This is a genomic window from Planomonospora algeriensis (assembly GCF_977012225.1).
Genome location: NZ_CDRNDK010000055.1, coordinates 1 through 24,172, shown reverse-complemented (window position 1 = coordinate 24,172; position 24,172 = coordinate 1). Strand labels below are relative to the sequence as shown.

The following is a 24,172-nucleotide window of genomic DNA, read 5'->3' as shown; positions in this document are numbered from 1 at the left end:
CGATGACGCCTTCCGCCGGCGCTCCGCCCTCGACGACCGGTACGCCGCCCTCGCCCGTGACCTGAGCGAGGGCGGCGCCGCCGCGGGCGGCGCACCGGCCGATCCGGTCCGCGAGGTCCAGGACGTGCTGTGGGATCCGGACCAGATCGACGACGACACTCTGGCGCTGATGTTCGTCTCCTGCCATCCCGTGCTGCCCCGGGAGGGGCGGGTGGCGCTCACCCTGCGGGTGGTCGGCGGTCTGACCAGCGACGAGATCGCGCGGGTGTTCCTGGTGCCGACAGCCACCGTGCAGGCCCGCATCACCCGGGCCAAGAAGACCCTCGGGGCTGCCCGGGTGCCGTTCGCCGTGCCGCCGGCCCGAGAGCGGGCCGAGCGGCTCGGCTCGGTCCTCAACGTGATCTATCTGATCTTCACCGAGGGATCCTCGGCCGGCTCGGGTGAGGATCTGATCCGGCTGGATCTGGCGAGCGAGGCCCTGCGCCTTGCGCGGGTACTGGCCCGGCTGATGCCGGATGAGCCCGAGGCGCACGGCCTGCTGGCGCTGCTGGAGTTGACCGCGGCGCGCTTTCCCGCCCGCGTCGGGCCGGACGGCGCGCCGGTGCTGCTGGAGCACCAGGACCGCCGCCGCTGGGACCACGCCGCGATCGGCCGGGGGCGGACCGCCCTGGCCCGTGCCGGGCGGGCGGGCCGGGGCCTGGGCGCCTACGGCCTGCAGGCGGCGATCGCCGAATGCCATGCCCTCGCCCCATCGGTCGGCGCGACGGACTGGGAGCGGATCGTCCTGCTGTACGAGGCGCTCGGCCGGCTGGCGCCCTCACCCGTGGTCGAGCTCAACCGGGCGGTGGCGGTCTCCATGGCGCGGGGAGCGGCCGCGGCGCTGCCGATCACGGACGAGTTGGCGGCCGCCGGGGCGCTGGCGGGCTCGCATCTGCTGCCGAGTGTGCGCGGGGAACTGCTGGTCCGTCTGGGCCGAACCGCCGAGGCACGCGCCGAGCTGGAGCTGGCCGTGCGGCTGTGCGGCAACGAGCGCGAGCGGACGGTGCTGGAGCGCAAGCTCGACGCCCTCGGGTGAGCGGAGCCCGGGCTGCGGTCCGGCGCCGGCCCGCTCCCACCGGGACGAGCGGGAAGTCCCTACCGGGACAGGACGAAGACGGCGGCGGCGGCGACCGCGGCCAGGGTGCCCGACCAGGCCAGGACGGCGTCGGCGCGCTCGTCGAGCGGACGGCCCCCGTGGAGGGCGTCCTGGACCCGCTGGTAGCGCACGCCGGTGCGGGCCAGCAGCGCGGCCCCGCACAGGGCCGTCAGGGCGAAGGCCCCGGCCACGAGCGGAGACGCGCCGGCGCGCAGAGCCATCCCGCCCATCACCAGACCGCCGGCGGCGAGCATGGTGGCGGTGCGGACCCAGGCCAGCCGGGTCCGCTCACTCTGCAGACCCTCGTCCCAGAGCTCGGTCACCGCCCGCTCCTCGATCCGGTCACCGCCCGCCCCGCGGCGCGGGTCGTCACCCCGCCCCGGATGGCGCATGGCCCCTTCCTCCCCGGCCTCCCCGGCACCGGCTCTCACCGCGCCGTCAGGATGAGGACCAGAGCGAGCACGGCCACGGCCGCCACGCCGTACCCGAACAGGGCGGCGAGGGCGGGCGGGGGGAGGGGCTCCTCCGTGCGCAGGGCGCGCTGGACCCGGCGCCAGCGCGGGTAGGCCATGGCCGCGGCCAGCGCCGACAGGGACACCAGGACGACCGCGAGCGTCGTCCGCATCCAGGGCACGAAGACGTCCGGCGAGACGGCCGCCATGGCGACGCCGCCCGCGGTCAGCGCGAGCGACGTGCTCAGCCAGGTCAGGAAGGTGCGTTCGTTGGCCAGCGTGAACCGGGGATCCGGTTCCTTCCCGGGGGTCTCCATGGAACGACGCTATTTCAGCGACATTTCCCCTAGAGAAGCCGGGATTGCACGGGGCCTCAGCAGGCGTTGGTGAGCTGCTCGGCCCACTTCACGCCGTCGGCGGCGACCTTCTGCGCCGCGTCGATAGCGTCGTTGGCGTTCTGCACGTTGATGGCCTCCAGGCTGCCCGCCACGCCGTCGGCGGCCTCCTTGAGCGAGGTGTTGGCGGCCTTGTCGGCCACGTCTCCCAGCTTGGCGGCCCCGTCGTTCAGTGCCTTCTCCATCCCGGCGGGGTCGTTGAGCAGGCCGGCGACCTTCGCCATGGTGTCGGTGACGATGCCCGCGGCCTGGATGCACTGCTGGGCCCGGTCGACGCCCTCGCTCACCTGCTGGATCTCGGCGCACCCGGTGGTCAGGAGGGCGGCGGCCAGAGCGGAGGCGGCGAGGAGGCCGGTCCGTCGCGGAAGGGGTCTCATGACCTGACTCTACCCAACGGCCGATACGGCGCGGCGCGCCCGCGACGCCCGCCGCGCCGTACGGCGGGCCGTGCCGGCCGTACGATGATCCCGCTACCGCCGAGGGGGACGACCATGCCGACCTGCCAGCACCTCACCGAGGCCCAGGACCCGCCCGCGCGCACGCCCGAGGGCTGCGAGGAGTGCCTCGCGACCGGGAGCGGCTGGGTGCACCTGCGCCGCTGCCTGTCCTGCGGTCACGTCGGCTGCTGCGACTCCTCGCCGGGCAAGCACGCCACCGCCCACTTCCACCGGGACTCCCACCCGGTCATCTCCTCGTTCGAGCCGGGCGAGACCTGGCGCTGGTGCTACGTCGACCAGATCATCGGCTGAGCCCGGCCCCCTCCGCCCCGCCGACGCGATCGAGCGATCGGGTCCACCGAGCCTGCCTGGTGGACCCGGCAGGCGTCCGACGGCCGTTCAGGCAAACGACCTTGCCGATATGGCAAGCTGGCGGACATGGACGACGACCTCGACCAGGCGCTCGGCGCGGTCGGACCGCGGCTGCGCGCGCTGCGCCGGCAGCGCGAGACCACGCTGGCCGATCTGTCGGCGGTGACCGGCGTCTCGGTGAGCACCCTGTCCCGGCTGGAGTCCGGCGCCCGCCGGCCGACCCTGGAGCTCCTGCTCCCCCTGGCCAGGGCCCACGGCGTCACGCTCGACGAGCTCGTCGGCGCCCCGCCCACCGGTGACCCCCGCATCCACCTGCGCCCGGTCACCCGCTACGGCATGATCATGGTGCCCCTGACCCGCAGGGCCGGCGGCATCCAGGCGTACAAGCTCGTGATCCCGGCCGGCAGCCACCGGAGGGTGCCCGACCCGCAGACCCACGAGGGCTACGAGTGGCTCTACATCCTCAACGGGCGGCTCCGGGTCGTCCTGGGCGAGCAGGACCTGGTCCTCTCCCCCGGCGAGGCGGCCGAGTTCGACACCCGCGTCCCGCACTGGTTCGGCGCCGCCGACGCCGAACCGGTCGAGTTCCTCAGCCTGTTCGGCGCGCAGGGCGAACGCGCCCACCTGCGCGCCCGCCCCAGGAGGGGCGGGGATTGACCCGGGCGCCCCGGACGGCGGCCCGGAGCCCGATCGGATGACGGACCGGAACCGGAGGGCAGGACCGGAACCGGACCGCGGCACGGCACCCGGCGGGCGGGACCGGAACCCGGCCGGATGACGGATCGGGCCCGGCGGGCAGGACCGGTCAGTCCCGCTCCAGGGTGGCCTCCTCGAAGTCGAGCTCGTGCATGACCCGGCGGAGCACCTCGTCGTCGATGCGGCGCTCGTCGCGGAAGCGCACGAACACCTCGCGCTCTGCGGCCAGCATCTCCCTGCGCGGCCGCCGGTAGACGGTGCTGGGCGTGTCCTCGCCGCCCGGACCCGAGCCCCCGCCGAGGCGCTCCCAGGCGCTCAGGGCACGGCGTCCGGCACGCAGCCTGAGCTGCTCCACGACTCCGAAGATCCAAGAAGGGATCCTCATCTCCCGGGTCCGCGCCGGCGGCGGCCCGGAGGCGCGCGTCACCAGCCGCGGCGTCCGTCCCGTTCGTCGTAGTCCCGCTCGTCGTAGCCCTGCTCGGGGCGGAGCCGCTCCCCGGTGGAGTGCGGCGCGTCCGGGTAGGAGCGGGCCGGCGGCTGCTCGGCCTGCTGGGCGCGCAGGTTCAGCGGGTCGTTGGGGTCGTACGGCTGCTCGTAGGGCTGGTCGTAGGCCGGCGGCGTGCTGTACAGGTCGCGCAGGTCCGCCGGGTGCCCGCCTGGCGGGGCCTGCCGTTCCGGAGCGGGCTGCGGCCGGTTTCCGAACGCGTAGGGGTCGGGCTGGGCCGGAGCGGGATAACCGCCGTAGGGATCGGGCTGGCGCCCCACGGGCGGGATGCCGTAGGGGTCGGTGGAGTGCCCCTGGGACGGATAGGCGTCGGAGGGCGACGGCGGGAACCTGTCGGCGGGCGGGGTGAAGGGGTCGGCCTGCCGGTGGGACGGCGCCGCGAACGGGTCCGCCCCCTGCTGGGGGGCCGGGGTGAACAGATCGGGCTGCGGGGCCTGCTGCGCCCCGTAGGGATCGGCGGGCGCCGGGTACGGCGGCTCGCCCGGCTGAGGCGTCCCGTAGGGATCGGGCTGCGCCGGAGTGAAGACGTCGGGCTGCCGGCCCGCGGCGAAGGGGTCGGCCTGCCGGTGGGACGGCGCCGCGAACGGGTCCGTCACCGGCCGGGATGCCGGGGGGAACGGGTCGGGCTGCGGGGCCTGCTGCGCCCCGTAGGGATCGGCGGGCGCCGGGTACGGCGGCTCGCCCGGCTGAGGCGTCCCGTAGGGCAGCGAGTCACCGACGATCATGTTCTCGGGCGGCACCACGTCGGCCGCCCCGTACCCCGGCACGCGGTCCGGGACCGCGTCCGGCGCGGGGACGGCGCCGCGCGCCACGAGCACGTCGTTCGGTCCCAGCGCGGGCGGGCGCGGCTCCTCCGGCGGCGGGGCGACCTGGGTGGCCGCCGGATCGGCGTAGTGCGGCGGCGGGACCGGCTGGGCGTAGTCCTCCGGGCGCGGCCGGGCGTACTGCCCGGTGCCGGGGAACTCCCCGTGCTCGGCGTGCTCCGGATGGCCCCCCGCCGGGGCGTCCTCCCCGACCTCGTCGGGATAGCGGCCCCCGGCCTCGACGAATCCCTCGTCGAGGGTGTCCACCAGGCGGGCCACGTCGTCCATGGGCATGCGGAAACTGGCGGTGCACATCTCGCCGCGCCAGAGGCTCAGCACCAGCGTGCCGTCGTGCCAGGTGACCCGGAGCACCCGCTCCTGGCCACGCTCGTCAAAGAACACCTCGCCGAACGACGGCAACGGGACAACTTCCGACATGGATGACATGGTGCTTTAACCAGCCTTTATTCGTCCACTCGACCTCGGGAAACCCTACCGAATCCGTCTTTCCATCCCCATCTTCAGCCCCGCGAACACCGGGAGGACGATCCTGTCCGGTCCTTCACGTACGCGCAGCGGTGGTTCCGCCAGTTTGCCATGCGAGACGAACCTCGCGGTCCGGAATGCCGGGACGAGTCCGCGCGATGACTCTCCGGAGGCAGGTCCGGTTGTCGGAGCGAGCGGGTACGGTTGGCTGTCGTGCCGACCGACTCCCTCAGCCCCGCCGAGACCGCGAAGACCTCCAAGGGCGCGAAGACCGCGAAGACTCCCAAGGGCGCGAAGACCACGAAGACCGAGAGGGCCTCCTCCAGCGCGGATCTGCCCCCGGTCGAGGAGCTGCTCGCCCTGGCGGTCAAGGCCGTCGGCGGGGTCGAGCGCCCCGGCCAGCTCGCGATGGCCCGGGCCGTCCAGGGGGCGATCGACTCCGGCGACCACCTGGCCGTCCAGGCGGGCACCGGCACCGGCAAGTCCCTCGCCTACCTGATCCCCTCGATCCGGCACGCGATGACCTCGGAGGGCGCCGTCGTCGTCTCCACCGCGACGATCGCCCTGCAGCGCCAGCTCGTGGACCGCGACCTGCCCCGCCTGGCCGAGGCGCTCGCCCCGCTGCTGCCCGCCGAGCCCACGTTCGCGATCCTCAAGGGCCGCCGCAACTACCTGTGCCGCTACAAGGCCAGCGCGGGCTGGCCCGACGACGAGCAGGACCAGCTCTTCGACCCCGGCGAGGTGAGCCTGACCGGGCGGATGGTCCAGCGCATCCAGGACTGGGCGAACGAGACCGAGACCGGCGACCGTGACGAGCTGGTCCCCGGCGTCAACGAGCAGGCCTGGCGGCAGTTCTCGGTGAGCTCCCGGGAGTGCCTGGGCGCGCAGCGCTGCCCCAGCGGCATGGAGTGCTTCGCCGAGCTGGCCCGCGCCCGCGCCGCCGAGTCGAACGTCGTGGTGACCAACCACGCGCTGCTGGCCATCGACGCCATGGAGGACATCCCGCTCCTGCCCGAGCACGACGTCGTCGTGGTCGACGAGGCCCACGAGCTGGTCGACCGGGTCACCTCCGTGGTCACCGGCGAGCTGTCGGACACCACCGTCGCGCTGGCCGTACGCCGCGTCGGGCGCCTGGTCGAGCAGGGCATCGCCGACCGGCTCCTGCAGGCGGGCGAGGATCTGAAGGCCCTGCTCGCGGTCGCGCCGCCCGGACGGCTCGACGAGCTGCCCCAGGTGCTCGGCCTGACCCTCGCCCTGATCCGCGACGCGGCGTCGGCCTGCGTCACCGCGCTGGGCCCGCGCGGCGCGAGCGACAAGGACGACCCGGAGAGCGCCGGGCTGCGCAAGGCGGCCTTCACCGCGCTGGACGAGGTCCACGACACCGCCCAGCGCATGCTGGACGCCTTCGGCCACGCCGAGGAGGTCGACCGGGCCGAGGTGGTCTGGCTGGACGGGGCCACCGACCGCCGCCCGCCGATCCTGCGGATCGCCCCGCTGACCGTCGCCGGGATGCTCCGCGACAAGCTGTTCGGCGACCGCACGGTGGTGCTGACCTCCGCCACGCTCGCCCTGGGCGGCGCCTTCGACGGGCTGGCCCGCCAGTGGGGCCTGAGCTCCGCCGACGGCGACCGGTCCGGCTGGTCCGGCCTGGACGTCGGCTCCCCCTTCGACCACCCCCGCAGCGGTATCCTCTACGTCGCCAAGCACCTGCCCCAGCCGGGCCGCGACGGCCTGCCGGAGGCCTACCTGGAGGAGATCACCGAGCTGATCGAGGCGGCCGGGGGCCGGACCCTCGGCCTGTTCTCCTCGATGCGCGCGGCCAAGGCCGCCACCGAGGCGCTGCGCGACCGGCTGAGCGTGCCGCTGCTCTGCCAGGGCGACGACTCCACGATGCAGTTGGTCAAACGGTTCGCCGAGGACGAGCCGACCTGCCTGTTCGGCACGCTCTCGCTCTGGCAGGGCGTGGACGTGCCCGGGCCGTCGCTCCGGCTGGTCATCATCGACCGCATCCCCTTCCCCCGTCCCGACGACCCGCTGAGCTCCGCCCGGCAGCGCCACGTCGCGGCCAAGGGGGGCAACGGCTTCATGTCGGTCGCCGCCACGCACGCCGCCCTGCTGCTCGCCCAGGGCGCCGGCCGCCTGCTGCGCAGCCAGCACGACAAGGGCGTGGTCGCGGTCCTCGATCCCCGCCTGGCCACCGCCCGCTACGCCGGCTTCCTGCGCGCCTCGCTGCCGCCCTTCTGGCCCACGAACGACCCGGCCAAGGTCCGCGAGGCGCTCCGCCGCCTGTCCGCGTCCTGACCCCGCCGCGAGGCGCTCCGCCGCCCGTCCGCGTCCCGGCCCGCTCCGGCCGCCTGGCCGCGGAGGAACGGCCGGGACGCCGGCGGTCAGGCGAAGGGCTTCAGGTCGGGGCGCTTGGGGTCGAGGTCGTCGCCGGAGGAGCGGCCGCGCAGGCGGCGCAGCACCCACGGGCCGAGGTGGGTGCGGACCCACTGGACGTCCTCGCGGCGCTTGGCCCGGGGGTCGACGTTCTCCCGGGGCGGCCAGGTGACCCGCCAGTCGTCGTCGCAGGGCACGCCGAGCACCTCGCACACCTTGGCGGCCACCATCCGGTGGCCCTCCTCGTTCATGTGCAGGCGGTCGTCGCTCCACGCCCGCCAGTCCCGCAGTCCCTGCATCGACCACTGGTCGACCAGGCGGCAGCCGTACAGGTCGGCGATGGAGCGGACGTGCAGGTAGAAGACCGCGAAGGTGCCGCGGGCGCGGCGCATCAGCGGGGTGTCACGGGGGTCGACGCCGGTGAACAGCAGCACCTCGGCCCCGGTGGCCCGCAGCCGCCGTACGGCTCCCGCGAGCTTCTTGGCCATCCGGTCCGGGTCGCTGCCCGGGCGGAGCAGGTCGTTGCCGCCGGCGCAGAAGCTGACCAGGTCGGGGCGCATCTCGACGGCGACCGGCACCTGGTCGGCGACGACCTGGTCGATGAGCTTGCCGCGCACCGCGAGGTTGGCGTAGCGGAACTCCGGGTCGAGTACGGCCAGCCGCTCGGCCACACGGTCGGCCCAGCCGCGGAAGCGCCCGGCCTCGACCGGCAGGCCGGAGGCGTCCACGGCGGGGTGCACGGCCGGGTCGTTCATGCCCTCGGTGAAGCTGTCGCCGAGCGCGACGAAGGACCGGTAGCTCGTCATGGGAATCCTCCGGTCCCGTTCAGGCCAGGTCGGCGACGGCCCGCAGCGCCAGCACGTAGGAGGCGAGGCCGAACCCGGCGATCGTCCCGGTGGCGACGGCGGCGACCACCGAGGTGTGCCGGAACTCCTCGCGCGCGGCCGGGTTGGAGATGTGCACCTCGACCAGGGGCGCGGTGCGCTGGGCGATGGCGTCGCGCAGCGCGTAGGAGTAGTGGGTGAACGCCGCGGGGTTCAGCACCACCGGGATCTTGCCGTCGGCCGCCTCGTGCAGCCAGCCCACCAGCTCGGCCTCGTCGTCGGTCTGCCTGACCTCCACCGACAGGCCCAGCTCCCTGCCGGTCTGCCGGCAGAGCGCGGCCAGGTCGGCGAAGGTCTCCGCGCCGTAGACGTCCGGCTCGCGGGTGCCGAGCCGTGACAGGTTGGGGCCGTTGAGAACGTAGACGGTCCTCATCTGCTCGTTTCACTCCTCACTGGCGGAACGGGCCGGCGTCCCGCTTCCGCGTCCCCGATCACCTGGCGATCTCGTTGTAGGCGGCCTCCAGCAGGGCCTCCGGCGGGTCCTCCAGCGCGGACACCTGCGCCAGGCCGTCCAGGACGACGAAGCGCAGCGTGGCGCCCCGGCTCTTCTTGTCCAGCCGCATGTGGTCGCGGAGCTCGGGCCAGGCCTCCCGGCGGTAGGCCGTGGGCAGGCCGACCGCGGTCAGGATCGCGCGGGTCCGGTCCACCAGGTCGATGCCGATCCGGCCGTCCAGGCGGGACAGCTCGGCGGCGTAGACCATGCCGATGGCGACGGCCTCGCCGTGGCGCATCCGGTAGTCCTCGACCCGCTCGATGGCGTGCGCCAGCGTGTGGCCGTAGTTGAGGATCTCTCGCAGGCCGCTCTCGCGCAGGTCTGCGCCGACGACGCGGGCCTTGACCCGGATCTTCCGCTCGATCAGCTCGCGGGTGTGCCGCCCGTCGGGGTGGCGGGCGCCCTCGGGGTCGGCCTCGATGAGCGCCAGGATCTCCGGGTCGGCGATGAAGCCGCCCTTGACGATCTCCGCGAGCCCGCCGACGTAGTCGGCCCGGGGCACCGTCACCAGCGTGGCCAGGTCGCACAGGACGCCGGCGGGCGGGTGGAAGGAGCCGACGAGGTTCTTGCCCTCGGGGGTGTTGATGCCGGTCTTGCCGCCGACCGCGGCGTCCACCATGCCGAGCAGGGTGGTCGGGACCTGCACCACCTTGACGCCGCGCAGCCAGGTGGCGGCGGCGAACCCGGCCAGGTCGGTGGTGGCTCCGCCGCCGACGCCGACCACGGCGTCGGAGCGGGTCATGCCGTGGCGGCCGAAGGCCGACCAGAGCCCGGCGGCCACCTCGGCCGTCTTGGCCTGCTCGGCGTCGGGCACCGGGAGCCGGACGACCTCGTAGCCTGCCGTCTCGATCGCGCCGCAGACGGGCCGGGCGATCTCCGGCAGGCCCTCCGGGTGCACGACCGCGACGGTGCGCACCCGGGGCCCGAGCAGGCCGGGCAGCTCGCCGAGGATCCCCGTGCCCACCACGACGTCGTACGGAGACTCCCCGCCGACGCTGATCCTGGTGATCGTCACGCCAGTCCCTTCACGATCTCGTCGGCGACCTCGGCGGGCTCGCGCTCGTCCGTGGCGACCGTCACGGCGGCCAGCGCCTCGTAGATCGGGCGGCGGGCCTCCATCAGCTTCTTCAGCTGGCTGCGCGGGTTGAAGACCAGCAGCGGCCGGGCCGAACCCAGGCCCACCCGGGTCACCGCCTGCGAGAGGCCGACCTCCAGGTAGACGACGCGGTGCCCGGCCAGCAGCTCGCGGGTCGCCTCGTCCAGGACCGCGCCGCCGCCCAGGGAGAGCACGCCGTCGTGCTCGGCCAGCGCCCGCCGTACGGCCTCGGCCTCCAGTGCGCGGAAACGCTCCTCGCCGTCCTCGACGAAGATGTCGCTCACCGGCTTGCCCGCCGCGGCCTCCACGTCGGCGTCGGTGTCGCGGAAGGCGACCCCGAGCCGCTCGGCCAGCAACCTGCCCACGGTCGACTTGCCCGACCCGGGAGCACCGATCAGTACGGCGCGCGGTCCCATCACAACCCTCGATCCGCTCTCTCGCTCGGTCGATCCGGTCACCCGACCGGCCACCGACTACTTGATCACCAGTGACGACAGGTAGCCCGACAGGTTGCGGGCCACCTCCTCGACGGAGTCGCCGCCGAACTTCTCGATCGCGGCGTCGGCCAGGACCAGCGCGACCATCGCCTCGGCGACGATCGCGGCGGCCGGGACCGCGCAGACGTCGGAGCGCTCGTGGTGGGCGCGGGCGGCCTCGCCGGTCAGCACGTCGATCGTGGCCAGCGCGCGCGGCACGGTGGAGATCGGCTTCATCGCGGCGCTGACGCGCAGCGCCTCGCCGTTGGTCATGCCGCCCTCGACGCCGCCGGCCCGGTTGGTGATCCGGCGCACGCCGTCGGAGGTGTTCTCGATCTCGTCGTGGGCCCGGGAGCCGGGGCGGCGGGCGGTCTCGAAGCCGTCGCCGACGGCGACGCCCTTGATCGCCTGGATGCCCATCAGCGCGGCGGCGAGGCGGGCGTCGAGGCGACGGTCCCAGTGGGTGTAGCTGCCCAGGCCCGGCGGGAGGCCGTAGGCGATCACCTCGACGACGCCGCCGAGGGTGTCGCCGTCCTTGTGGGCCTTGTCGATCTCGGCGACCATCGCGGCGCTGCCGGCCGGGTCGGCGCAGCGCACCGGGTCGGCGTCGACGGCGTCCATGTCGCCGGGGCCCGGCACGACGCCCTCGGTGGTCTGAGCCGAGCCGATGGAGACGACGTGGCTGACGATGTCGACGCCGAGGGCCTGCTTGAGGAAGCTCCTGGCGACCTGGCCGAGGGCGACGCGGGCGGCGGTCTCGCGGGCGCTGGCCCGGTCGAGCACCGGGCGGGCGTCGTCGAAGCCGTACTTCTGCATGCCGGCGAGGTCGGCGTGGCCGGGGCGGGGACGGGAGCGCGGCGCGTTGCGGGCCTGGCCCTCCAGCACCTCCGGGTCCACCGGGTCGGCGGCCATGACGGTCTCCCACTTGGGCCACTCGGTGTTGCCCACGCGGATCGCGACGGGGCTGCCGAGCGTGCGGCCGTGCCGTACGCCGCCGACGATCGTGACCAGGTCCTGCTCGAACTTCATCCGGGCGCCGCGGCCGTAGCCCAGGCGGCGTCTGGCCAGCGCCCCGTCGATGTCGGCCGTGGTCACCTCCACCCCGGCGGGCAGTCCTTCGAGGATCGCGACGAGTTCGGGGCCGTGGGACTCTCCGGCGGTCAACCAGCGCAACATGGGGACCAGTCTTCCACGTGTCGCCCACTGGAATGGCCGCAGCTCACCAGGTGAGACACCGGTGGATCTCCCCGCATATCCCGCGCTTCGAAAAATTGATACTCCGGAGTTTCGGATTATCGGTTAGCGTGGAGCCATGAACGCGATCCTCAGCATCTCCCTGGCGACCGCTCTGGTCGCGGCTCCGACCGCCCCGGCGACCGCCCCCGCCTCCGCCGACCTCAAGGACGCCGAGGCCGTGCTCGCCTACATCGAGGCCCACCCCGGCGACGTCGCGCTGGTGACCCGGGGCATCAGCCACAACGCCGGCCGCCTCGCCCCGGTGGCCTCCACCATCAAGATCGTCCATCTCGCCGCCTACGCCGACGCGGTCCGCCGGGGCCGGGCCGCACCGGACGAGCGCGTCCCGGTGGCCCTGTGGAACGCCTACCACGTGCCCGGCACCGACGGCGGCGCCCACGAGAGGGCGCTCAAGCGGCTCAAGGCGGGCGCGAGCGTCACGCTCGACCAGCTCGTCTCCGCCATGATCGAGGAGAGCGACAACGCCGCCGCCGACCTGCTCCGCGACCGGCTCGGCCCCGGCGAACTGCGCAAGATCGCGCGAACCCGTGTCGGCACGATCAACGGCGAGATCCTGCGCGCCTTCGGCGGCTGCGCGCTGCCGGCCGACGCCTGCCTGAAGCGGTACGTCAAGGCGGGGAAGCAGGTGACGCCCGCGCTGCCGGACTTCGCCCGGCAGGCCGCCTGGGCCGAGACCGTGACCCGCGTCGAACCCGGCGTCCTGCGCCGGGTGCTCGCCGGGCTCAGGAAGGACGCGGTGGCGAGCAGGCACCTGGAGTGGCCGATGCGGCAGCCCGGCGCCGACCCCGCCGAGCTGCGCATCGGCACCAAGGGCGGTTCGCTGCCCGGCGTCATCAGCGAGGCCATGTACACCGCCCGGCCCGGCGAGAGGCCGCGCGAGACCGTCCTGGTCCTGCACCGGCTCCCGGAGGCCACCTGGTACTCCGGGATGCGCAGCTATGCTCATCAGCGGTTCATCCTGAAGCTGGCGACCGAGCCCGCCTTCTTCGCGAAGGTGCACGCGGCGCTGAAGTGAGACAGCAGTGAGGTGAGGTTCCGCTGACCGGCGTCGACGACAGACTCCAGGACCTCGAGGCGCGGGTCGCGGCCCTGGAGGCCCGGCTCGCCGCCCCCGCGGCGCGGGAGGCGGAGACGGCCGACGACGAGACCGGCCTGTTCACCTACGGCGGCCGGGCCCACTTCGGCGGCTACCAGTGGGAGTGGGAGATCAACCGCTTCCCCGGCTGGCTGCTCCGGCGGCCGACCGGGCCGCTGGCCGCCGTGCTGGCCGCCGCCGGGCACCCGGCGCGCTTCGAGATCCTGCAGCTGCTGGTCACCGGGCCCCGGCCCATCGCCGAGCTGCAGACCGCGCTCGGGCTCGCCTCCCCCGGCCAGCTCTACCACCACCTCAAGACGCTGGCCTCGGCCGGGCTGGTCGAGCAGCCCGAGCGGGGCGTCTACCGGGTGCCGGCGCACGCGATCTTCCCCGTGCTGGCCCTGGCCGCCGCCGCCACCGACGTGGCCGAGCGCTCCGGCACGGAGACCAGCACCGGCCGCTCGGTAGCATCGGCGCATGACGCTTGAAGATCAGCTCTCCGCGCTCGCCGGGATCGGGATCGGCCTCGCCCCCGGCAGGACCGTGGAGGAGCTGCTGCACTCGTTCCCTCGTGAGGCGTACGAGAGCGAGCCGTTCACCCTGCTGCTGTTCGTGCTGGGCATCGAGGTCGAGGCCGAGCCGTGGGGACGCCGGTTCTCCGAGCGCGTGTGGAACTTCGACACCGAGTGCGTCGAGGGCCCCGGCGCCTACGTCGAGATCGCCCGGCGGCTCTGCCGGATCGCGGGCCGCCCCGACGCGCTGACCGACGTGCGCGACCACGTCGACCTCGGCACCGGCGAGGCCTGGCTCGAGTACACCGCCGCCGGCCGGCGGCGGCACTGGACCGTCGACGTCGTCGACGACTGGGCCGACCCGATGATCGTCTCCTACCTGATGGACGAACTGGAGGGCGACGGCCGCCGCTTCCACGCCATGGACAACGGCCAGGCCTCGGTGCTGATGTTCCTCACCGAGGACGAGGCCCGCCGGCTGAACGGGCTCATCGGCGAGGAGCTGATCGTCCCGGCCGTCCCCGCCTGACCGGGGAGAGCGGCCGGTGCGGGGCACCGAGGTCCCGCGGCAGACCCCTCATGATCCGGACCGCCAGGGCCGCCACGAACGCGAACTGGACCGCCGACGCGATTAGCAGGCGCACGGTGAGGCCGCTCGGGTCGGGCCATCCGACGAGCGCGAAGACCCCGGCCGGGACCGCCAGGCATGCCGCGATCCAGCCGCGTCTGCCGACGGCCGCGAAGCTGCGCGCCAGCACGAGGCAGGCCGCGCTCCACGACAGGGACGCCAGCAGGAAGCCCGCCTCGTGCAGGACGCCGGACACGGTGTACTCAGGCATCCCCGCGGGCGCGCCCGGCGGGAAACCGGCCCCCGGGTCGGTGGGGAAGACCCCGGCCATGATCATCCCCGCCCCGCTGAGGCCCAGCAGCACGGGGGCCCAGGTGGCGCCCGGCATGGGACGCAGCGCCCGCCGTACACCGGCGGCGAAGCCCAGGTACAGCAGGCCCGCGACGATGAAGTTCGCGACCTGGATCCAGCCCGGGTCCCCGAGGCTCAGCAGGCTGAGCGGGTGGCGGGCCGGGTCGAACCCCTCGCGGGTGAGCGCCTGGACGAGCCACACGCCCAGGAACACCGGGCCGATGGCGACGCCGCAGGCCTGCAGGCGGGTGGTGGACGACATGGGTTCTCCTCTCCGGTGAGGCACCTGCCGTGGCGCCTCCCACCGGAGACGTCGGAACCGCCCACCCGTTCCCGGACATCCGGTGGGCGGGACCGGCGGGTGATATATCGGTTGCCCGGCGCCCAGGGAGCGTCGGTAAGGTGCCCGGCATGACAGCGTCGCTCCGCTTGGAGAAGGTCACCCCCGAGAACGTCCGCGCCGCGTGCGACCTGCGGCTCCGTCCCGGCCAGGAGCGTTTCGTGGCCCCGGTCGCGCAGTCGCTGGCCGAGGCGTACGTGCAGCCCGACATCGCCTGGCCGCGGCTGGTCTTCGACGGCGACGAACTCGTGGGCTTCGTCATGGCATTCCTGGACGTCCGCCTCGACCCGGAGAATCCCGAGGACCGGCTCCGCTCCGGGCTCTGGCGGCTGGCAGTCGCCGCCGACAGGCAGGGCCGTGGCTACGGCCGCTTCGCGGTGGAGGCCGTGTGCGAGGAACTGCGCAGCCGCGGGAAGACGCGGGTGACGGTGACCTGGGTGCCGGGTGAGGGCGGGCCGGAGCGGTTCTACCTCAAGCTCGGTTTCCAGCCGACCGGGGAGATCAGCGACGGCGAGGTCGTCGCCGAGCGGGACCTCTGAACCGGACGCGACAGACGGGCCGGCGGACGGAAAGCCGCCCGCCGGCCCGTCCCGCCGCGTCCGGCTCAGGGGAGCTTGACCGCCAGCAGGTCCACCGGGCGGATGTCCGGGGCCGCGCTCAGCATGGTCGGCGCCACCTCCATCAGCGCCGCGGCGATCCGGCCCTCCAGGTGGGCGGTGCGCCCCTCCTCGTCGGCGAAGGTGTCGAAGACCCCGAAGGTGTTGGCGTCCAGCCGGAAGGCGAACCAGGCGAGGGTGTGGTCCTCCTGGCGGGCCAGTTCGAGCGCCTCGCCCAGCAGGGCCTCGACCTTGTCGGCGTACTCCGGCTTGGCCTCGATCCGGGCCAGCAGTCCGATCTTCATCGTGTGCTCCTCATCTCGGTGTCAGCGGGAATCTCGCTGCCAGGAGAAACCTAAGACCGCACCGGTCCCGGCCCCAGTGGCGGAAACGACTTCTCCGGTACCGTTTCCGTCATGGATGTGGCGGTGCTGGCGTACGACGGCGTGTTCGACTCCGGGTTCGCGGCGATTCTGGACGTACTGCAGGCGGCCGACTCGATGCGCGAGGAGCTCCCTCAGCCGCCGCCCGCGTGGCGGGTGACCACCGTCGGCTTCGACCGGCAGGTCCGCACCGGCGCGGGGCATCTGGTGTCCTGCGCGCCGATCGGCGAGGCCGGGCGGGCCGACCTGCTGATCGTGCCCGCGCTCGCCGAGCGCCGGCCCGACGCCCTCCTCGCCGAGGCGGCCGGGCCCGCGAGGGCGGAGGTGCGGCGGCTGCTGGCCGAGTCCCGCGAGCGGGGCGCCTCTGTCGCCTCCGCCTGCACGGGCACCTTCCTGCTGGCCGAGTCCGGGGTACTCGACGGGCGGCGGGCGACCACCAGCTGGTGGCTGGCGCCGCATTTCCGGCCCCGCTATCCGAAGGTCACGCTCGACCAGACTCGCATGGTGACCGCCTCCGACGGCGTGATCACGGCGGGCGCGGCCTTCGGCCACGTCGACCTGGCCCTGGCGGTCGTGCGGATGAGCAGCCCCGCCCTGGCCGATCTCATCGCCCGCTACCTCGTGGTCGACGAGCGGCCGTCGCAGTCGGCCTACACCATCCCCGGCGCGCTCGCCCAGCACGATCCGACCGTCGCCGCCTTCGAGCGCTGGATCCGCGCGCGCCTGGACCAGCCGCTCAGCATCACCGACGCCGCCGGTGCGCTCGGTGTCGGCGAGCGGACCCTCCAGCGGGCCGTACGCCGCGTCATGGGCACCTCGCCGGTACGGTTCGTCCAGGATCTGCGCGTCGAGCAGGCCCGCCACCTGCTGCGCACCACCGACCTGTCCATGGAGTCCATCGCCCGCAGGGTCGGCTACGAGCATCCGGGCACGCTGCGCGTCCTGCTGCGCCGCCGTACCGGAAGCACGGTCGCGGATCTGCGCGGGCGGTGAACCGGGACCGTCGGCATCTCACCGGCGATGACCGTCGCCAATGGAATCTGCGACGGCCTATCCGGGTGCGCTCAGCCGAAGCGCAGCGCGGCGGCGGTCTCCACCAAACCGCCGCGCTCAAGCTGCTTGAGCACCTCGTCCAACGTCTCCGGCGGATTGATCCGTTGGTCGGCTATCTGCTGAACGCACGAGAAGACGACTCTGTCAGCGATGTCCACGAGGTCCAGCAGGAACGCGTCCGGAGACTTGGCGACGATGCCCCACGGGTCCAACGCATCGGCGGGGAAGTCCGCGAGATTCGAGGTGACGATGACCTCCGCTCCGGCTTTGATCGCCGCAGCGAGTACGTGGCGGTCGTCCGGGTCCGGCAGTTTCAGCCCTTCGACCAGCGGCTCGAACCCGGTGACGAGGCAGTCCGCCACCGCTTGGAGCATGAGCGTCCGCAGACGTTCACGCTTCGCCTCTGTCGCGGCGGGGCGTCTGGCGAGTGCACGGTCGAGCTCGTCAAGGATCTGATGGGTCAATCGGGGCTGTACGAGGCGCGCCCGGCCCACTCGAATGAGCAGGTCCCGAACGGCGTTGCCGTACAGCGCGCAGGCGTCGTAGACGACCACCGGAGCCACGGATCAATCCTCACCGAGTTCTTGTCCGAGGCGTGACAGTTCGTCGACCACGGCTCTGCGTTTGAGATCGTCATGGCGCATGTACTCCATGACGGCCTCGAACCGGACCCGTCGATGGCGCCCGACGAGGCGATAGTCGATCTCACCGCGTTCGAGAAGACCGATGAGATACGGGCGGGAGACGTTGAGCAGGTCGGCGGCCTGCTGAGTCGTGAGTTCGGCGTTGAGCGGCATGATCTGGACGCCCTGTCCTCGTGCCATTGCTCCGAGGATGTACGCGAACATCTCCACCGCCTGACGCGGCAGCACCAGAGCCTGATCGCCACCGCCTTCGACGAGGATCTCGAATTCCTCGCTGTCGCTCGGACTGTGGACGAGGTAGTCGTTGATGCGTCGCAGCGCTCTGGCCGCCTTCTCGGGATCAACGGCTCCAGGCGACACCGAGCCGACCTGTGCGATAGAAGTCATCCCCACCTCCTATCCGCATTATTCGCATTACTCGATACAAACGCAAGGAGATGGGCCTCTGGGTGGAAAGATCTTCACCCCTGCCGGCAGAGTCCACGGACAGACCACCCGGTGCGGCGTCGGCGCCTCCGGGCCGCACAGGGCAGATCAGGGGACAGGGCCTACCAGGAGGACGGCGAACGTGCCGATGATCATGAACGGGCCGAAGGGGATCTCGCTCTTGCGGTTCGCGCGGCGGGCGACCAGCAGCGCCCCGCCGTACAGGCCGCCCGCCAGGAAGCCCAGGAACGCGCCGGCGAGCAGGGCGTCCCAGCCGAACCAGCCCAGCGCCGTGCCCAGGCTCGCCGCGAGCTTGACGTCGCCCAGTCCCATCCCGACCGGGTTGACCAGGAACAGCACCAGGTAGAAGCCGGTCAGCGCCAGGCCGCCCAGTCCGGCTCTCAGCAGGTCGTCCCACCGGCCGCCGGCCGCGGCGGCGCCGTGAGCGGGACGGCGGTGCCGAGGTAGGCGGCGAGGGTGAGGCGGTCGGGCAGCCGGTGGACGGCCGCGTCGACGAAGGCCAGCAGGACGCAGACCGCGGCCAGCCAGCACAGGGCCAGCAGTTCCGCCGACCACGCCACGGCGGAGGCCGCCGACCGGTCCGGAAGGGATCCGGCCGCGACCGCCCGCAGGGCGAGCGCCCCCAGCACCGCCGCCGTCACGACCTCCACGACCAGCGGCGGCGGGCAGGGCCGTACGGCACGGGCGGGCTCGGGCCGTACGGCACGGGCGGCATCGCCGGGTCCGGGCCCGTGATCGGGTCCGGGCTCCGGTTCGGACCGGCGATCAGGTCCGGGCTCCGGTGCGGACCGTTCTCCTCCGGGGACCGCGTACCGGACCACCAGGGCACGTGACCGCAGTCCGATCAGCAGGCCGGCGAGGGCCGCGAGGAGGGGCACGAGGATCACCGACCGACCATAGCCCGGCCGGCCTTCCCTGTCCTCCGGTCTCCGAGGCGTCGGCCCCGCCGGGACACGACGGACGCGGGGAGCCCCGGCCGGCCCCCGGTCGTTGATCCGTCTGACGTCGGAGGTCATTGACGTCCGTCGTGACGATCATGGAGTCTGGAGGCCACTCTCACCCCGAGGAGGGCCGGATCACGTGGACAGCAGGGACCGCTTCGCACGGCTGCCGGTCGTCATCGCGTCACTGGTCCTGCTGCCCGTCCTGCTGGAGTTCCTCGCGTGGTACATCGAGGGCGAGGACTACGACACCGCCCGCGCCGTCACGGTCGTCGGGGTGATCGTGACGCTCGCCGCGATCGCCACGGTGCTCGGCCGGATCCGGCCCGGCTCCCGGTGCTGATGGTGACCGCGCTGACGGTCACCGCCGCGGGCGAGGCCGTGCTGGGGTTCGCCGCCGCGTTCGGCCCGGTGCTCTGGCGGGGATCGGTCCCGGGCGAACTGCACGGGCTCATCACCACGGGGGTCAGCGCGTTCGCCTTCGCCACCGGCGTCTACCTGCTGATCCAGTACAACCGGGGCCTGTACCTGCCGTACCTGGAGGCCGGGATGGGCCCGCTGCCGACCGCCACCAAGCGGAAGGTGATCGGCGAGTCGGAGATCCTGATCCGCACCGTGCCGGACATCGGCCCGTCGGTGGAGAAGGCCCTCGGCAGCTGCGTCTCCATGCTCGACCAGGACGACCTGCACTTCGTCGCCTACTACGCCGGCGGGCGGTGCTGCTTCTACACCGATGTGCTCGACGACGCCGACCTGGCGCACTTCTTCCACGACACCGCCCAGGAGGAGCGCCGGGAGCTCTACCTGAAGGCCGGCAACCAGCTCAACTGGCTTACCGGCAGGCTCAACCGGCAGTTCCAGCGGATCGAGGGCGGCGTCCTCATCCGGACCGTGCTCGACGTCGAGCGCGGCGCGCTGTACCTGTACTGGGTCGACGAGACCCGCTACCTGGTCGGGGTGACGCTCGACCAGCGCAAGGTCGGCGTCGCCGACGACAAGATGGCCCGGCTCGTGGACATGATCCGCGGCCACTTCACCCTTCCCCCGATCAACCAGCGCGAGCGCACCCCGCAACCGGGGGGCCACCTGCGATCCGTCCCGAGGAGTGAGCATTGGCCCGAATCGGGCTCCTGATCGCCGTCGTCACCGTCGGCTGGCTGGCCGCCGAGCTCGGCGGGCTGGACGGCCTGGAGCACTCCTCCGCCTACGTGCTGTTCAGCAGCCTGCTGCTGGCCATCGGCCTGTACGGCAGCACGCACGGCATCGACCGGGCCGAGGCCAGGGAGCACACCCGGCTGATCGTGCTGGCGGTCACGGTCGGGGTGGTGCTGAAGACGGCGTTCATCGCCGGGGTGGTCTACCTCGTCTCGGGCGACCCGCGCGCCCTGATCATGGCGGTGGTGGTCGCCCAGATCGACCCGCTCTCGGTCGCCGCCGTGATGAAGGACGACCGGCTCTCCGCGCGGGCCAAGACGATCCTCGGCGCGTGGTCGTCCTTCGACGACCCGGTGACGATCATCCTGGCGGTCTACGCGGCGGCGCTGGTGCGGGGCTCGGGCGGGGGCGGCCTGTCGATGGACTACTTCGCCGACCTGGGGCTGAACGCGCTGTTCGCGCTGGTCGCCTACCTGGTGTGGCGGCTGGTCAGGAACGCCCCGCCGGTGCTGAGCTATCTCGCGGCGGCCGGCGCGGTCGTGTCGGCCGCGTGGAGCTCCCTCATGCTGGGCCTGGCGACGGCGGGCCTCTATCTGCGGCTGCCGGACTCACGCTGGCTGCTGCGGGCGGTGAGCGCGGCGTTCGCGCTCTCGGCGTTCCTGATGGGGCTGCTGCTGGTGGGCGGCACGAGCCTGGGCATGGGCGTGCTGCTCGGCCTGGCCGCGTTCGCCGCGCAGATGGTCGCGGCGCTGCTGCTCACCCACGGCCTGCCGGTGGTCGACCGGGTGCATCTGGGGCTGGCCCAGCAGAACGGCGTCACCGCGGTGATCCTCGCCCTGGTCTTCGAACGCGACTTCGGCGGTTTCGTCGCCGTGGTCGCGCCGGCGATCCTGACGATCAACCTCGTCCACGTGGCGGCCAACCGAGCCGCCGACGCCTGGGGGCCGGGGCGGGAGGCTCGGGGGCCTGTTCCATCCGCGCCACGGTGACCCCGCTGTCGGCGCCCAGCTGATCGAGGGTCCCGGACCGCACGGCGGCGAACGCGGCGAGCACGCCGCCCTCGATCACGAACGGCACCGGTCCGGCGACGTCGACCACCACGGCGGCGGCGCCCTCGGCCACGGCGGCCTGGCAGACGTGGAGCGTCGTGGACTGGATGGGCCGGGCGTCCGGGCGCCAGAGCCGCAGCGGCTCGGCCCCGGTGAAGGCGAGCACCGCCTCCCGGCCGTCCCTGCCGACGAGCTTCGGCAGGGCCATCTCGCTCTCCTTCTCCTGCCGCAGGCCGTGCTCGCCGACCTCCGAGGAGGTCAGCAGCGCCACCACCGGGACCAGGAGCCGGGCGCCGCTCAGCGCGGCGATCACCTCGGCCGCGCCGACCGTGCCCGCGGCGTGGGCGGCGAGCGCGGACGCCACGGCGGCGTCGGAGCCGCCGTCGTCGCCGGGGACCAGAGGTTGCGGAATGGTCAGCACGAACATTCACCCTACCGGCGGCGTCATAAGGACCGGGACGCGCGGTTCCGGCGTCCCGGGCGGACCGGGACACCCACCCTGTGCGCCCGGGACGGAGGCGGGCGACGATGCCTTCGAACGCCCCTCGGACAGAGGAAACGGAAAGGTGAGGACGATGCTGGACACGGTCGGAAGCGGTAGCCGGACCGGCGAGCCGCAGGTCACTCGGGCCACCCGCTACGCGGTCGAGGCCCTGTTCTTCGGTGGGACCCTCGCCGTCGTCTACGCGCTCTGGGGCTGACGCGCCGCAAGCCGTACGGCATGCGGCGAGGCCCGGCCCGGGACCGGGCCGGGCGGTGGATGTCAGCCGAGGTCGGCGATGGCGGCCACCGGACCGCCGCCGCTGGGGCCCTGGTGGACCGCGGCGACGCTGACGAAGACCGCGGGGTCGCCGGTGACGCTGGCCGCGACGCCGCCGACGGTGGCCTTGATCTGGCGGTGCCAGTGCACGTCGGAGTCGTCGAGCATGATGTTGCGGCGGCCCCGGACTCTGCCGGAGGGGTCGGCCTCGCACTTCATGAAGACGTTGACCAGGCGGCCCTTCAGGTCGGACGGGTGCGGGCGCTCGGGCAGGTCGATGCCGCTGGAGCGGATCGCCTCCCAGATGCCGTCGGCGTCCAGCGCGTCCTTCATGACCGAGTGGCCGATGCGGTAGCGCCCGCCGATGCCGCGGACGTTGCCGACGACGACGATCTGGGCCCGGTCGAGCTCGACGCCGCTGGAGCAGGACGCCACGGAGGAGTACAGCGACAGGTCCCGGTGGATCTGATCGGCCCGGGGCATCTCGATCTCGCCGAGGGCGACGGCGATGCCGAGCGCGGTGGTGGAGTTGGAGATGTCCATGGATGGGCCGGTGTCCTCGGTCACCACGTCCCTGCCGCGCGACTTGGCGTCGTTGATGGTGGCCAGGGTCAGCAGCGGCGTCTTGGTCTGCACGTAGTGCACGTCGGCGGGGTCGTCGATCCCGGCGGCCTTCATGGCCTCGCGCACCCCGGCTGCGACCTTCTCCACCATGGCGGGGCGGCCGATGTCCTCGGGCAGGATGACGTCGCTCATCGCGATGCCGACGCTGAGGCGCGGCTCGTCGCCCGGTGCGGCGTCCGGATCGGGGTCCGTCGTGGCGAAGATCGTGGCGTGCGGGCTGAGCACGCCGTCGGTGCCGCCGGACCACACCAGTGGCACGCTCTCGGGGGCCGGGTGGCCCTTGGCGGCGAGCACCTCGCGGAAGGCCCGGTCGGCGAGGATGCGGGTGTAGTCGTTCACCCCGCCGTTGCCCTCGGTCTTGCCGATCACCGCGAGCACCCGGTGCGCCTCGATCACCCCGTCGTCGATCAGCCTCTCCAGTCCGGAGGCGTCGGTCACGCTCTCGATGGCCACCTTGCGCACTTCAATCGGTTCCGGCATCCCGGCCGCCTCTCCGTCTAGGGGTTTCACTTTCGCACCACGGTCCCGGTCTCCCCCGCGACCGCCGCTCCGATGCCCTCCAACGAGGTGATCACCGCCCGGTCGCCGCCGTGCTCGACGAAGCGCAGGGCGGCCTCCACCTTCGGGCCCATGCTGCCCCCGGCGAAGTGGCCGGCCGCCTGCAGCTCCCGGAGCCCGGCCGCGGTGACCGCGCCGATCGGGCGGGCGGCGGGCGTGCCGAAACCGGTCCAGGCGCAGGGCACGTCGGTGGCGATCACCAGGGTGGCGGCCCGGACGGTCCGGGCCAGCAGGGCGGCGGCGAGGTCCTTGTCGATGACGGCCTCGACCCCGGACAGCCTCCCGGAAGGGGTGCGGACCACGGGCACTCCCCCGCCGCCCGCCGCCACGACGACGAACCCGGCGGCCATCAGCGCCGCCACCGCGGGCGCGTCCAGGATCTGCAGCGGTTCCGGGGAGGCGACCACCCGGCGCCAGCCGCGTTCGAAGCGGCGCCAGGTCTGGCCGAGCCGCTCGAAGCGGCGTGCCTCGTCCTCGGTGAAGTAGCGGCCGATCGGCTTGACCGGGTCGGCGAAGGCGGGATCGGCGGGGTCGACGAGCGTGCGGGTCACCACGACGGCGGCGCGGCCCTCCAGGGCGTTGAGGACGAGCGTGCCGATCGTGGCCTGGGTCTGCGCGCCGCACCAGTCGAGCGGCACCGGCGGTACGACGTCGGCGGCGAGCTGGTTCTTCAGCACCAGGTTGCCGACCTGCGGGCCGTTGCCGTGGCTGAGGACCACCTGGTGGCCGGCCGCGAGCAGCGCCGCGACGTGGCCCATCGCCCCCTCGACCGCGCGGCGCTGGTCGTCGGGGGAGGCGCTCCCGTCGGAGGCCGTCATGGCGTTGCCGCCGAGCGCGATCAGCACACGTTCACCCACAGGGGCGACGGTAGCCGCCCGCCGGGCACCGGCTCATGGGCACTCGTTGCCCAAGGAACGGGCGTTCTTCGACAGCACTCGCCACCCCCGGCCCGCCCTCGGCGGGGACGGCCGCTCAGGGCGACATGCAGCGGCGGCACCCGCCCCGCCTGCGGCAGTGCGCCCGCGGCTCCGAGGGCCGCGATGACGGGGCGCCGCCCACCGGGCCCATCGGGCTGTTGTCCGAGTGAGTGTCGTGTCCGTGACTCCTCCGCTTCCTGAAGGGAGCGGCTTCTCGCTAAGCCGCTTTCGCAGCCTCACGAAGGGCAAGCCCTGCCCTCAAGATGTTGATCGCCGCATTCACGTCGGCGTGCGCGGCATGCCCGCACGCCGTACAAGCGAACGCGGCCTGGG

33 protein-coding genes are annotated in these 24,172 nt (G+C 73.3%); 13 read left to right on the top strand and 20 right to left on the bottom strand.

Annotation, left to right across the window (positions count from 1 at the left end; all coding sequences use genetic code 11):
* Nucleotides 1-1,075, top strand: a 1,075-nt coding sequence (locus tag ACWJ6R_RS09110; protein ID WP_449061778.1) for an RNA polymerase sigma factor, incomplete at its 5' end; no start/stop codon positions are given.
* Between the two features lie 59 nt (nucleotides 1,076-1,134).
* Here the strand turns inward: ACWJ6R_RS09110 and ACWJ6R_RS09105 are convergent.
* From ACWJ6R_RS09105 to ACWJ6R_RS09095, 3 genes are read right to left on the bottom strand one after another with little or no spacing between them, the layout of a single operon-like run.
* Nucleotides 1,135-1,527 (bottom strand): DUF202 domain-containing protein, encoded by a 393-nt coding sequence (locus tag ACWJ6R_RS09105; RefSeq protein ID WP_449061777.1) that lies wholly within the window; start codon nucleotides 1,525-1,527, stop codon nucleotides 1,135-1,137.
* 35 nt (nucleotides 1,528-1,562) lie between these two features.
* Nucleotides 1,563-1,904 carry a YidH family protein gene (locus ACWJ6R_RS09100; protein ID WP_449061776.1) on the bottom strand — a complete coding sequence of 114 codons (342 nt, stop codon included), beginning with the start codon at nucleotides 1,902-1,904 and terminating at the stop codon, nucleotides 1,563-1,565.
* Nucleotides 1,905-1,960: 56 nt separating this feature from the next.
* Nucleotides 1,961-2,359: a hypothetical protein gene (locus tag ACWJ6R_RS09095; RefSeq protein WP_449061775.1), complete on the bottom strand. Its 399-nt coding sequence runs from the start codon at nucleotides 2,357-2,359 to the stop codon at nucleotides 1,961-1,963.
* 114 nt (nucleotides 2,360-2,473) lie between these two features.
* Here ACWJ6R_RS09095 and ACWJ6R_RS09090 point away from each other — a divergent pair, with 114 nt between their 5' ends.
* Together ACWJ6R_RS09090 and ACWJ6R_RS09085 are read left to right on the top strand one after the other, a co-directional pair.
* On the top strand, nucleotides 2,474-2,731 hold the full coding sequence (locus tag ACWJ6R_RS09090) for a ubiquitin carboxyl-terminal hydrolase 14 (protein WP_449061774.1): 258 nt from the start codon (nucleotides 2,474-2,476) through the stop codon (nucleotides 2,729-2,731).
* Nucleotides 2,732-2,857: 126 nt separating this feature from the next.
* Nucleotides 2,858-3,448 carry a helix-turn-helix domain-containing protein gene (locus ACWJ6R_RS09085; protein WP_449061773.1) on the top strand — a complete coding sequence of 197 codons (591 nt, stop codon included), beginning with the start codon at nucleotides 2,858-2,860 and terminating at the stop codon, nucleotides 3,446-3,448.
* Nucleotides 3,449-3,596: 148 nt separating this feature from the next.
* On the opposite strand, the gene ACWJ6R_RS09080 is transcribed toward ACWJ6R_RS09085, so the two are convergent.
* Together ACWJ6R_RS09080 and ACWJ6R_RS09075 are read right to left on the bottom strand one after the other, a co-directional pair.
* Nucleotides 3,597-3,872: a hypothetical protein gene (locus ACWJ6R_RS09080; protein ID WP_449061772.1), complete on the bottom strand. Its 276-nt coding sequence runs from the start codon at nucleotides 3,870-3,872 to the stop codon at nucleotides 3,597-3,599.
* A gap of 38 nt (nucleotides 3,873-3,910) precedes the next feature.
* Nucleotides 3,911-5,233, bottom strand: a complete 1,323-nt coding sequence (locus ACWJ6R_RS09075; RefSeq protein WP_449061771.1) for a hypothetical protein — start codon at nucleotides 5,231-5,233, stop codon at nucleotides 3,911-3,913.
* A gap of 261 nt (nucleotides 5,234-5,494) precedes the next feature.
* Between ACWJ6R_RS09075 and ACWJ6R_RS09070 the strand changes: the two genes are divergently transcribed.
* Entirely contained in the window at nucleotides 5,495-7,582 is a 2,088-nt protein-coding gene (locus ACWJ6R_RS09070) for an ATP-dependent DNA helicase (protein WP_449061770.1), read from the top strand.
* An 86-nt stretch (nucleotides 7,583-7,668) separates the two neighbouring features.
* On the opposite strand, the gene ACWJ6R_RS09065 is transcribed toward ACWJ6R_RS09070, so the two are convergent.
* The 5 genes from ACWJ6R_RS09065 to aroC are packed head-to-tail and all read right to left on the bottom strand — an operon-like array spanning nucleotide 7,669 to nucleotide 11,785.
* Nucleotides 7,669-8,466: an SGNH/GDSL hydrolase family protein gene (locus ACWJ6R_RS09065; protein ID WP_449061769.1), complete on the bottom strand. Its 798-nt coding sequence runs from the start codon at nucleotides 8,464-8,466 to the stop codon at nucleotides 7,669-7,671.
* A gap of 19 nt (nucleotides 8,467-8,485) precedes the next feature.
* Nucleotides 8,486-8,917 (bottom strand): type II 3-dehydroquinate dehydratase, encoded by a 432-nt coding sequence (gene aroQ, locus ACWJ6R_RS09060; RefSeq protein ID WP_068895756.1) that lies wholly within the window; start codon nucleotides 8,915-8,917, stop codon nucleotides 8,486-8,488.
* Nucleotides 8,918-8,975: 58 nt separating this feature from the next.
* Entirely contained in the window at nucleotides 8,976-10,052 is a 1,077-nt protein-coding gene (gene aroB, locus ACWJ6R_RS09055; protein ID WP_449061768.1) for a 3-dehydroquinate synthase, read from the bottom strand.
* Complete coding sequence (locus tag ACWJ6R_RS09050; protein ID WP_449061767.1) at nucleotides 10,049-10,549, bottom strand: shikimate kinase; 501 nt, start codon at nucleotides 10,547-10,549, stop codon at nucleotides 10,049-10,051. The genes aroB and ACWJ6R_RS09050 overlap by 4 nt, the downstream gene beginning before the upstream one ends.
* A gap of 57 nt (nucleotides 10,550-10,606) precedes the next feature.
* A complete protein-coding gene (gene aroC, locus ACWJ6R_RS09045) occupies nucleotides 10,607-11,785 on the bottom strand; it encodes a chorismate synthase (protein ID WP_449061766.1) in 1,179 nt (392 codons plus the stop codon).
* A 136-nt stretch (nucleotides 11,786-11,921) separates the two neighbouring features.
* Between aroC and ACWJ6R_RS09040 the strand changes: the two genes are divergently transcribed.
* The 3 genes from ACWJ6R_RS09040 (at nucleotide 11,922) to ACWJ6R_RS09030 (ending at nucleotide 13,982) form a co-directional block, all read left to right on the top strand.
* The gene (locus ACWJ6R_RS09040) at nucleotides 11,922-12,881 is read left to right on the top strand and encodes a serine hydrolase (RefSeq protein WP_449061765.1); all 960 of its coding nucleotides are present in this window, start codon (nucleotides 11,922-11,924) and stop codon (nucleotides 12,879-12,881) included.
* Between the two features lie 245 nt (nucleotides 12,882-13,126).
* Nucleotides 13,127-13,429, top strand: coding sequence for an ArsR/SmtB family transcription factor (locus tag ACWJ6R_RS09035; RefSeq protein ID WP_449061764.1), 303 nt, complete (start codon nucleotides 13,127-13,129; stop codon nucleotides 13,427-13,429).
* Complete coding sequence (locus ACWJ6R_RS09030; RefSeq protein ID WP_449061763.1) at nucleotides 13,419-13,982, top strand: hypothetical protein; 564 nt, start codon at nucleotides 13,419-13,421, stop codon at nucleotides 13,980-13,982. Before ACWJ6R_RS09035 ends, ACWJ6R_RS09030 begins: the two co-directional genes overlap by 11 nt.
* On the opposite strand, the gene ACWJ6R_RS09025 is transcribed toward ACWJ6R_RS09030, so the two are convergent.
* Nucleotides 13,942-14,634: a DUF998 domain-containing protein gene (locus tag ACWJ6R_RS09025; RefSeq protein ID WP_449061762.1), complete on the bottom strand. Its 693-nt coding sequence runs from the start codon at nucleotides 14,632-14,634 to the stop codon at nucleotides 13,942-13,944. The genes ACWJ6R_RS09030 and ACWJ6R_RS09025 overlap by 41 nt on opposite strands.
* Nucleotides 14,635-14,783: 149 nt before the next feature.
* Here ACWJ6R_RS09025 and ACWJ6R_RS09020 point away from each other — a divergent pair, with 149 nt between their 5' ends.
* Nucleotides 14,784-15,251 carry a GNAT family N-acetyltransferase gene (locus ACWJ6R_RS09020; protein ID WP_449061761.1) on the top strand — a complete coding sequence of 156 codons (468 nt, stop codon included), beginning with the start codon at nucleotides 14,784-14,786 and terminating at the stop codon, nucleotides 15,249-15,251.
* 65 nt (nucleotides 15,252-15,316) lie between these two features.
* Here ACWJ6R_RS09020 and ACWJ6R_RS09015 read toward each other — a convergent pair whose 3' ends face one another.
* Nucleotides 15,317-15,613 carry a putative quinol monooxygenase gene (locus ACWJ6R_RS09015; RefSeq protein ID WP_189235673.1) on the bottom strand — a complete coding sequence of 99 codons (297 nt, stop codon included), beginning with the start codon at nucleotides 15,611-15,613 and terminating at the stop codon, nucleotides 15,317-15,319.
* Nucleotides 15,614-15,724: 111 nt separating this feature from the next.
* Here ACWJ6R_RS09015 and ACWJ6R_RS09010 point away from each other — a divergent pair, with 111 nt between their 5' ends.
* The gene (locus tag ACWJ6R_RS09010; protein ID WP_449061760.1) at nucleotides 15,725-16,684 is read left to right on the top strand and encodes a GlxA family transcriptional regulator; all 960 of its coding nucleotides are present in this window, start codon (nucleotides 15,725-15,727) and stop codon (nucleotides 16,682-16,684) included.
* Between the two features lie 71 nt (nucleotides 16,685-16,755).
* Here the strand turns inward: ACWJ6R_RS09010 and ACWJ6R_RS09005 are convergent, their stop codons facing one another.
* From ACWJ6R_RS09005 to ACWJ6R_RS08990, 4 genes are all read right to left on the bottom strand, one after another.
* Entirely contained in the window at nucleotides 16,756-17,307 is a 552-nt protein-coding gene (locus ACWJ6R_RS09005; RefSeq protein ID WP_449061759.1) for a PIN domain-containing protein, read from the bottom strand.
* Nucleotides 17,308-17,310: 3 nt separating this feature from the next.
* Entirely contained in the window at nucleotides 17,311-17,775 is a 465-nt protein-coding gene (locus ACWJ6R_RS09000) for an excisionase family DNA-binding protein (RefSeq protein ID WP_307832653.1), read from the bottom strand.
* 147 nt (nucleotides 17,776-17,922) lie between these two features.
* A complete protein-coding gene (locus ACWJ6R_RS08995) occupies nucleotides 17,923-18,174 on the bottom strand; it encodes a hypothetical protein (RefSeq protein WP_449061758.1) in 252 nt (83 codons plus the stop codon).
* A gap of 41 nt (nucleotides 18,175-18,215) precedes the next feature.
* Nucleotides 18,216-18,722: a hypothetical protein gene (locus ACWJ6R_RS08990; protein ID WP_449061757.1), complete on the bottom strand. Its 507-nt coding sequence runs from the start codon at nucleotides 18,720-18,722 to the stop codon at nucleotides 18,216-18,218.
* A gap of 193 nt (nucleotides 18,723-18,915) precedes the next feature.
* Here ACWJ6R_RS08990 and ACWJ6R_RS08985 point away from each other — a divergent pair, with 193 nt between their 5' ends.
* Genes ACWJ6R_RS08985 through ACWJ6R_RS08975 form a run of 3 tightly spaced genes read left to right on the top strand, consistent with a single transcriptional unit; the run spans nucleotide 18,916 to nucleotide 20,920 of the window.
* Nucleotides 18,916-19,119, top strand: coding sequence for a hypothetical protein (locus tag ACWJ6R_RS08985; RefSeq protein WP_449061756.1), 204 nt, complete (start codon nucleotides 18,916-18,918; stop codon nucleotides 19,117-19,119).
* On the top strand, nucleotides 19,113-19,910 hold the full coding sequence (locus ACWJ6R_RS08980) for a hypothetical protein (protein ID WP_449061755.1): 798 nt from the start codon (nucleotides 19,113-19,115) through the stop codon (nucleotides 19,908-19,910). The genes ACWJ6R_RS08985 and ACWJ6R_RS08980 overlap by 7 nt, the downstream gene beginning before the upstream one ends.
* Nucleotides 19,889-20,920, top strand: a complete 1,032-nt coding sequence (locus tag ACWJ6R_RS08975; RefSeq protein ID WP_449061754.1) for a hypothetical protein — start codon at nucleotides 19,889-19,891, stop codon at nucleotides 20,918-20,920. The genes ACWJ6R_RS08980 and ACWJ6R_RS08975 overlap by 22 nt, the downstream gene beginning before the upstream one ends.
* On the opposite strand, the gene ACWJ6R_RS08970 is transcribed toward ACWJ6R_RS08975, so the two are convergent.
* Nucleotides 20,829-21,407: an SseB family protein gene (locus ACWJ6R_RS08970; protein WP_449061753.1), complete on the bottom strand. Its 579-nt coding sequence runs from the start codon at nucleotides 21,405-21,407 to the stop codon at nucleotides 20,829-20,831. The genes ACWJ6R_RS08975 and ACWJ6R_RS08970 overlap by 92 nt on opposite strands.
* A gap of 148 nt (nucleotides 21,408-21,555) precedes the next feature.
* Between ACWJ6R_RS08970 and ACWJ6R_RS08965 the strand changes: the two genes are divergently transcribed.
* Entirely contained in the window at nucleotides 21,556-21,681 is a 126-nt protein-coding gene (locus ACWJ6R_RS08965) for a hypothetical protein (protein WP_449061752.1), read from the top strand.
* Between the two features lie 62 nt (nucleotides 21,682-21,743).
* On the opposite strand, the gene bar is transcribed toward ACWJ6R_RS08965, so the two are convergent.
* The 3 genes from bar to ACWJ6R_RS08950 all read right to left on the bottom strand — a co-directional run.
* Complete coding sequence (bar, locus tag ACWJ6R_RS08960; protein ID WP_449061751.1) at nucleotides 21,744-22,844, bottom strand: barbiturase; 1,101 nt, start codon at nucleotides 22,842-22,844, stop codon at nucleotides 21,744-21,746.
* Nucleotides 22,845-22,870: 26 nt separating this feature from the next.
* On the bottom strand, nucleotides 22,871-23,779 hold the full coding sequence (locus tag ACWJ6R_RS08955) for a carbamate kinase (protein WP_449061750.1): 909 nt from the start codon (nucleotides 23,777-23,779) through the stop codon (nucleotides 22,871-22,873).
* 277 nt (nucleotides 23,780-24,056) lie between these two features.
* Nucleotides 24,057-24,172: zinc ribbon domain-containing protein (locus ACWJ6R_RS08950; RefSeq protein ID WP_449061779.1), on the bottom strand; the 116-nt coding region annotated here is incomplete at its 5' end.

Bases quoted from the DNA above. Each gene is read 5' to 3' on its own strand.
- ACWJ6R_RS09010 (WP_449061760.1), top strand. From the start codon at position 15,725: ATGGATGTGGCGGTGCTGGCGTACGACGGCGTGTTCGACTCCGGGTTC.
- aroC (WP_449061766.1), bottom strand. From the start codon at position 11,785: ATGTTGCGCTGGTTGACCGCCGGAGAGTCCCACGGCCCCGAACTCGTC.
- aroQ (WP_068895756.1), bottom strand. From the start codon at position 8,917: ATGAGGACCGTCTACGTTCTCAACGGCCCCAACCTGTCACGGCTCGGC.
- ACWJ6R_RS09025 (WP_449061762.1), bottom strand. From the start codon at position 14,634: ATGTCGTCCACCACCCGCCTGCAGGCCTGCGGCGTCGCCATCGGCCCG.
- ACWJ6R_RS09065 (WP_449061769.1), bottom strand. From the start codon at position 8,466: ATGACGAGCTACCGGTCCTTCGTCGCGCTCGGCGACAGCTTCACCGAG.
- ACWJ6R_RS09050 (WP_449061767.1), bottom strand. From the start codon at position 10,549: ATGGGACCGCGCGCCGTACTGATCGGTGCTCCCGGGTCGGGCAAGTCG.
- ACWJ6R_RS09085 (WP_449061773.1), top strand. From the start codon at position 2,858: ATGGACGACGACCTCGACCAGGCGCTCGGCGCGGTCGGACCGCGGCTG.
- ACWJ6R_RS09020 (WP_449061761.1), top strand. From the start codon at position 14,784: ATGACAGCGTCGCTCCGCTTGGAGAAGGTCACCCCCGAGAACGTCCGC.
- ACWJ6R_RS08965 (WP_449061752.1), top strand. From the start codon at position 21,556: ATGCTGGACACGGTCGGAAGCGGTAGCCGGACCGGCGAGCCGCAGGTC.
- ACWJ6R_RS09000 (WP_307832653.1), bottom strand. From the start codon at position 17,775: ATGACTTCTATCGCACAGGTCGGCTCGGTGTCGCCTGGAGCCGTTGAT.
- ACWJ6R_RS09095 (WP_449061775.1), bottom strand. From the start codon at position 2,359: ATGAGACCCCTTCCGCGACGGACCGGCCTCCTCGCCGCCTCCGCTCTG.
- ACWJ6R_RS09105 (WP_449061777.1), bottom strand. From the start codon at position 1,527: ATGCGCCATCCGGGGCGGGGTGACGACCCGCGCCGCGGGGCGGGCGGT.
- ACWJ6R_RS09030 (WP_449061763.1), top strand. From the start codon at position 13,419: ATGACGCTTGAAGATCAGCTCTCCGCGCTCGCCGGGATCGGGATCGGC.
- bar (WP_449061751.1), bottom strand. From the start codon at position 22,844: ATGCCGGAACCGATTGAAGTGCGCAAGGTGGCCATCGAGAGCGTGACC.
- ACWJ6R_RS09080 (WP_449061772.1), bottom strand. From the start codon at position 3,872: ATGAGGATCCCTTCTTGGATCTTCGGAGTCGTGGAGCAGCTCAGGCTG.
- ACWJ6R_RS09090 (WP_449061774.1), top strand. From the start codon at position 2,474: ATGCCGACCTGCCAGCACCTCACCGAGGCCCAGGACCCGCCCGCGCGC.
- ACWJ6R_RS08970 (WP_449061753.1), bottom strand. From the start codon at position 21,407: ATGTTCGTGCTGACCATTCCGCAACCTCTGGTCCCCGGCGACGACGGC.
- ACWJ6R_RS09075 (WP_449061771.1), bottom strand. From the start codon at position 5,233: ATGTCGGAAGTTGTCCCGTTGCCGTCGTTCGGCGAGGTGTTCTTTGAC.
- ACWJ6R_RS09040 (WP_449061765.1), top strand. From the start codon at position 11,922: ATGAACGCGATCCTCAGCATCTCCCTGGCGACCGCTCTGGTCGCGGCT.
- ACWJ6R_RS09015 (WP_189235673.1), bottom strand. From the start codon at position 15,613: ATGAAGATCGGACTGCTGGCCCGGATCGAGGCCAAGCCGGAGTACGCC.
- ACWJ6R_RS09100 (WP_449061776.1), bottom strand. From the start codon at position 1,904: ATGGAGACCCCCGGGAAGGAACCGGATCCCCGGTTCACGCTGGCCAAC.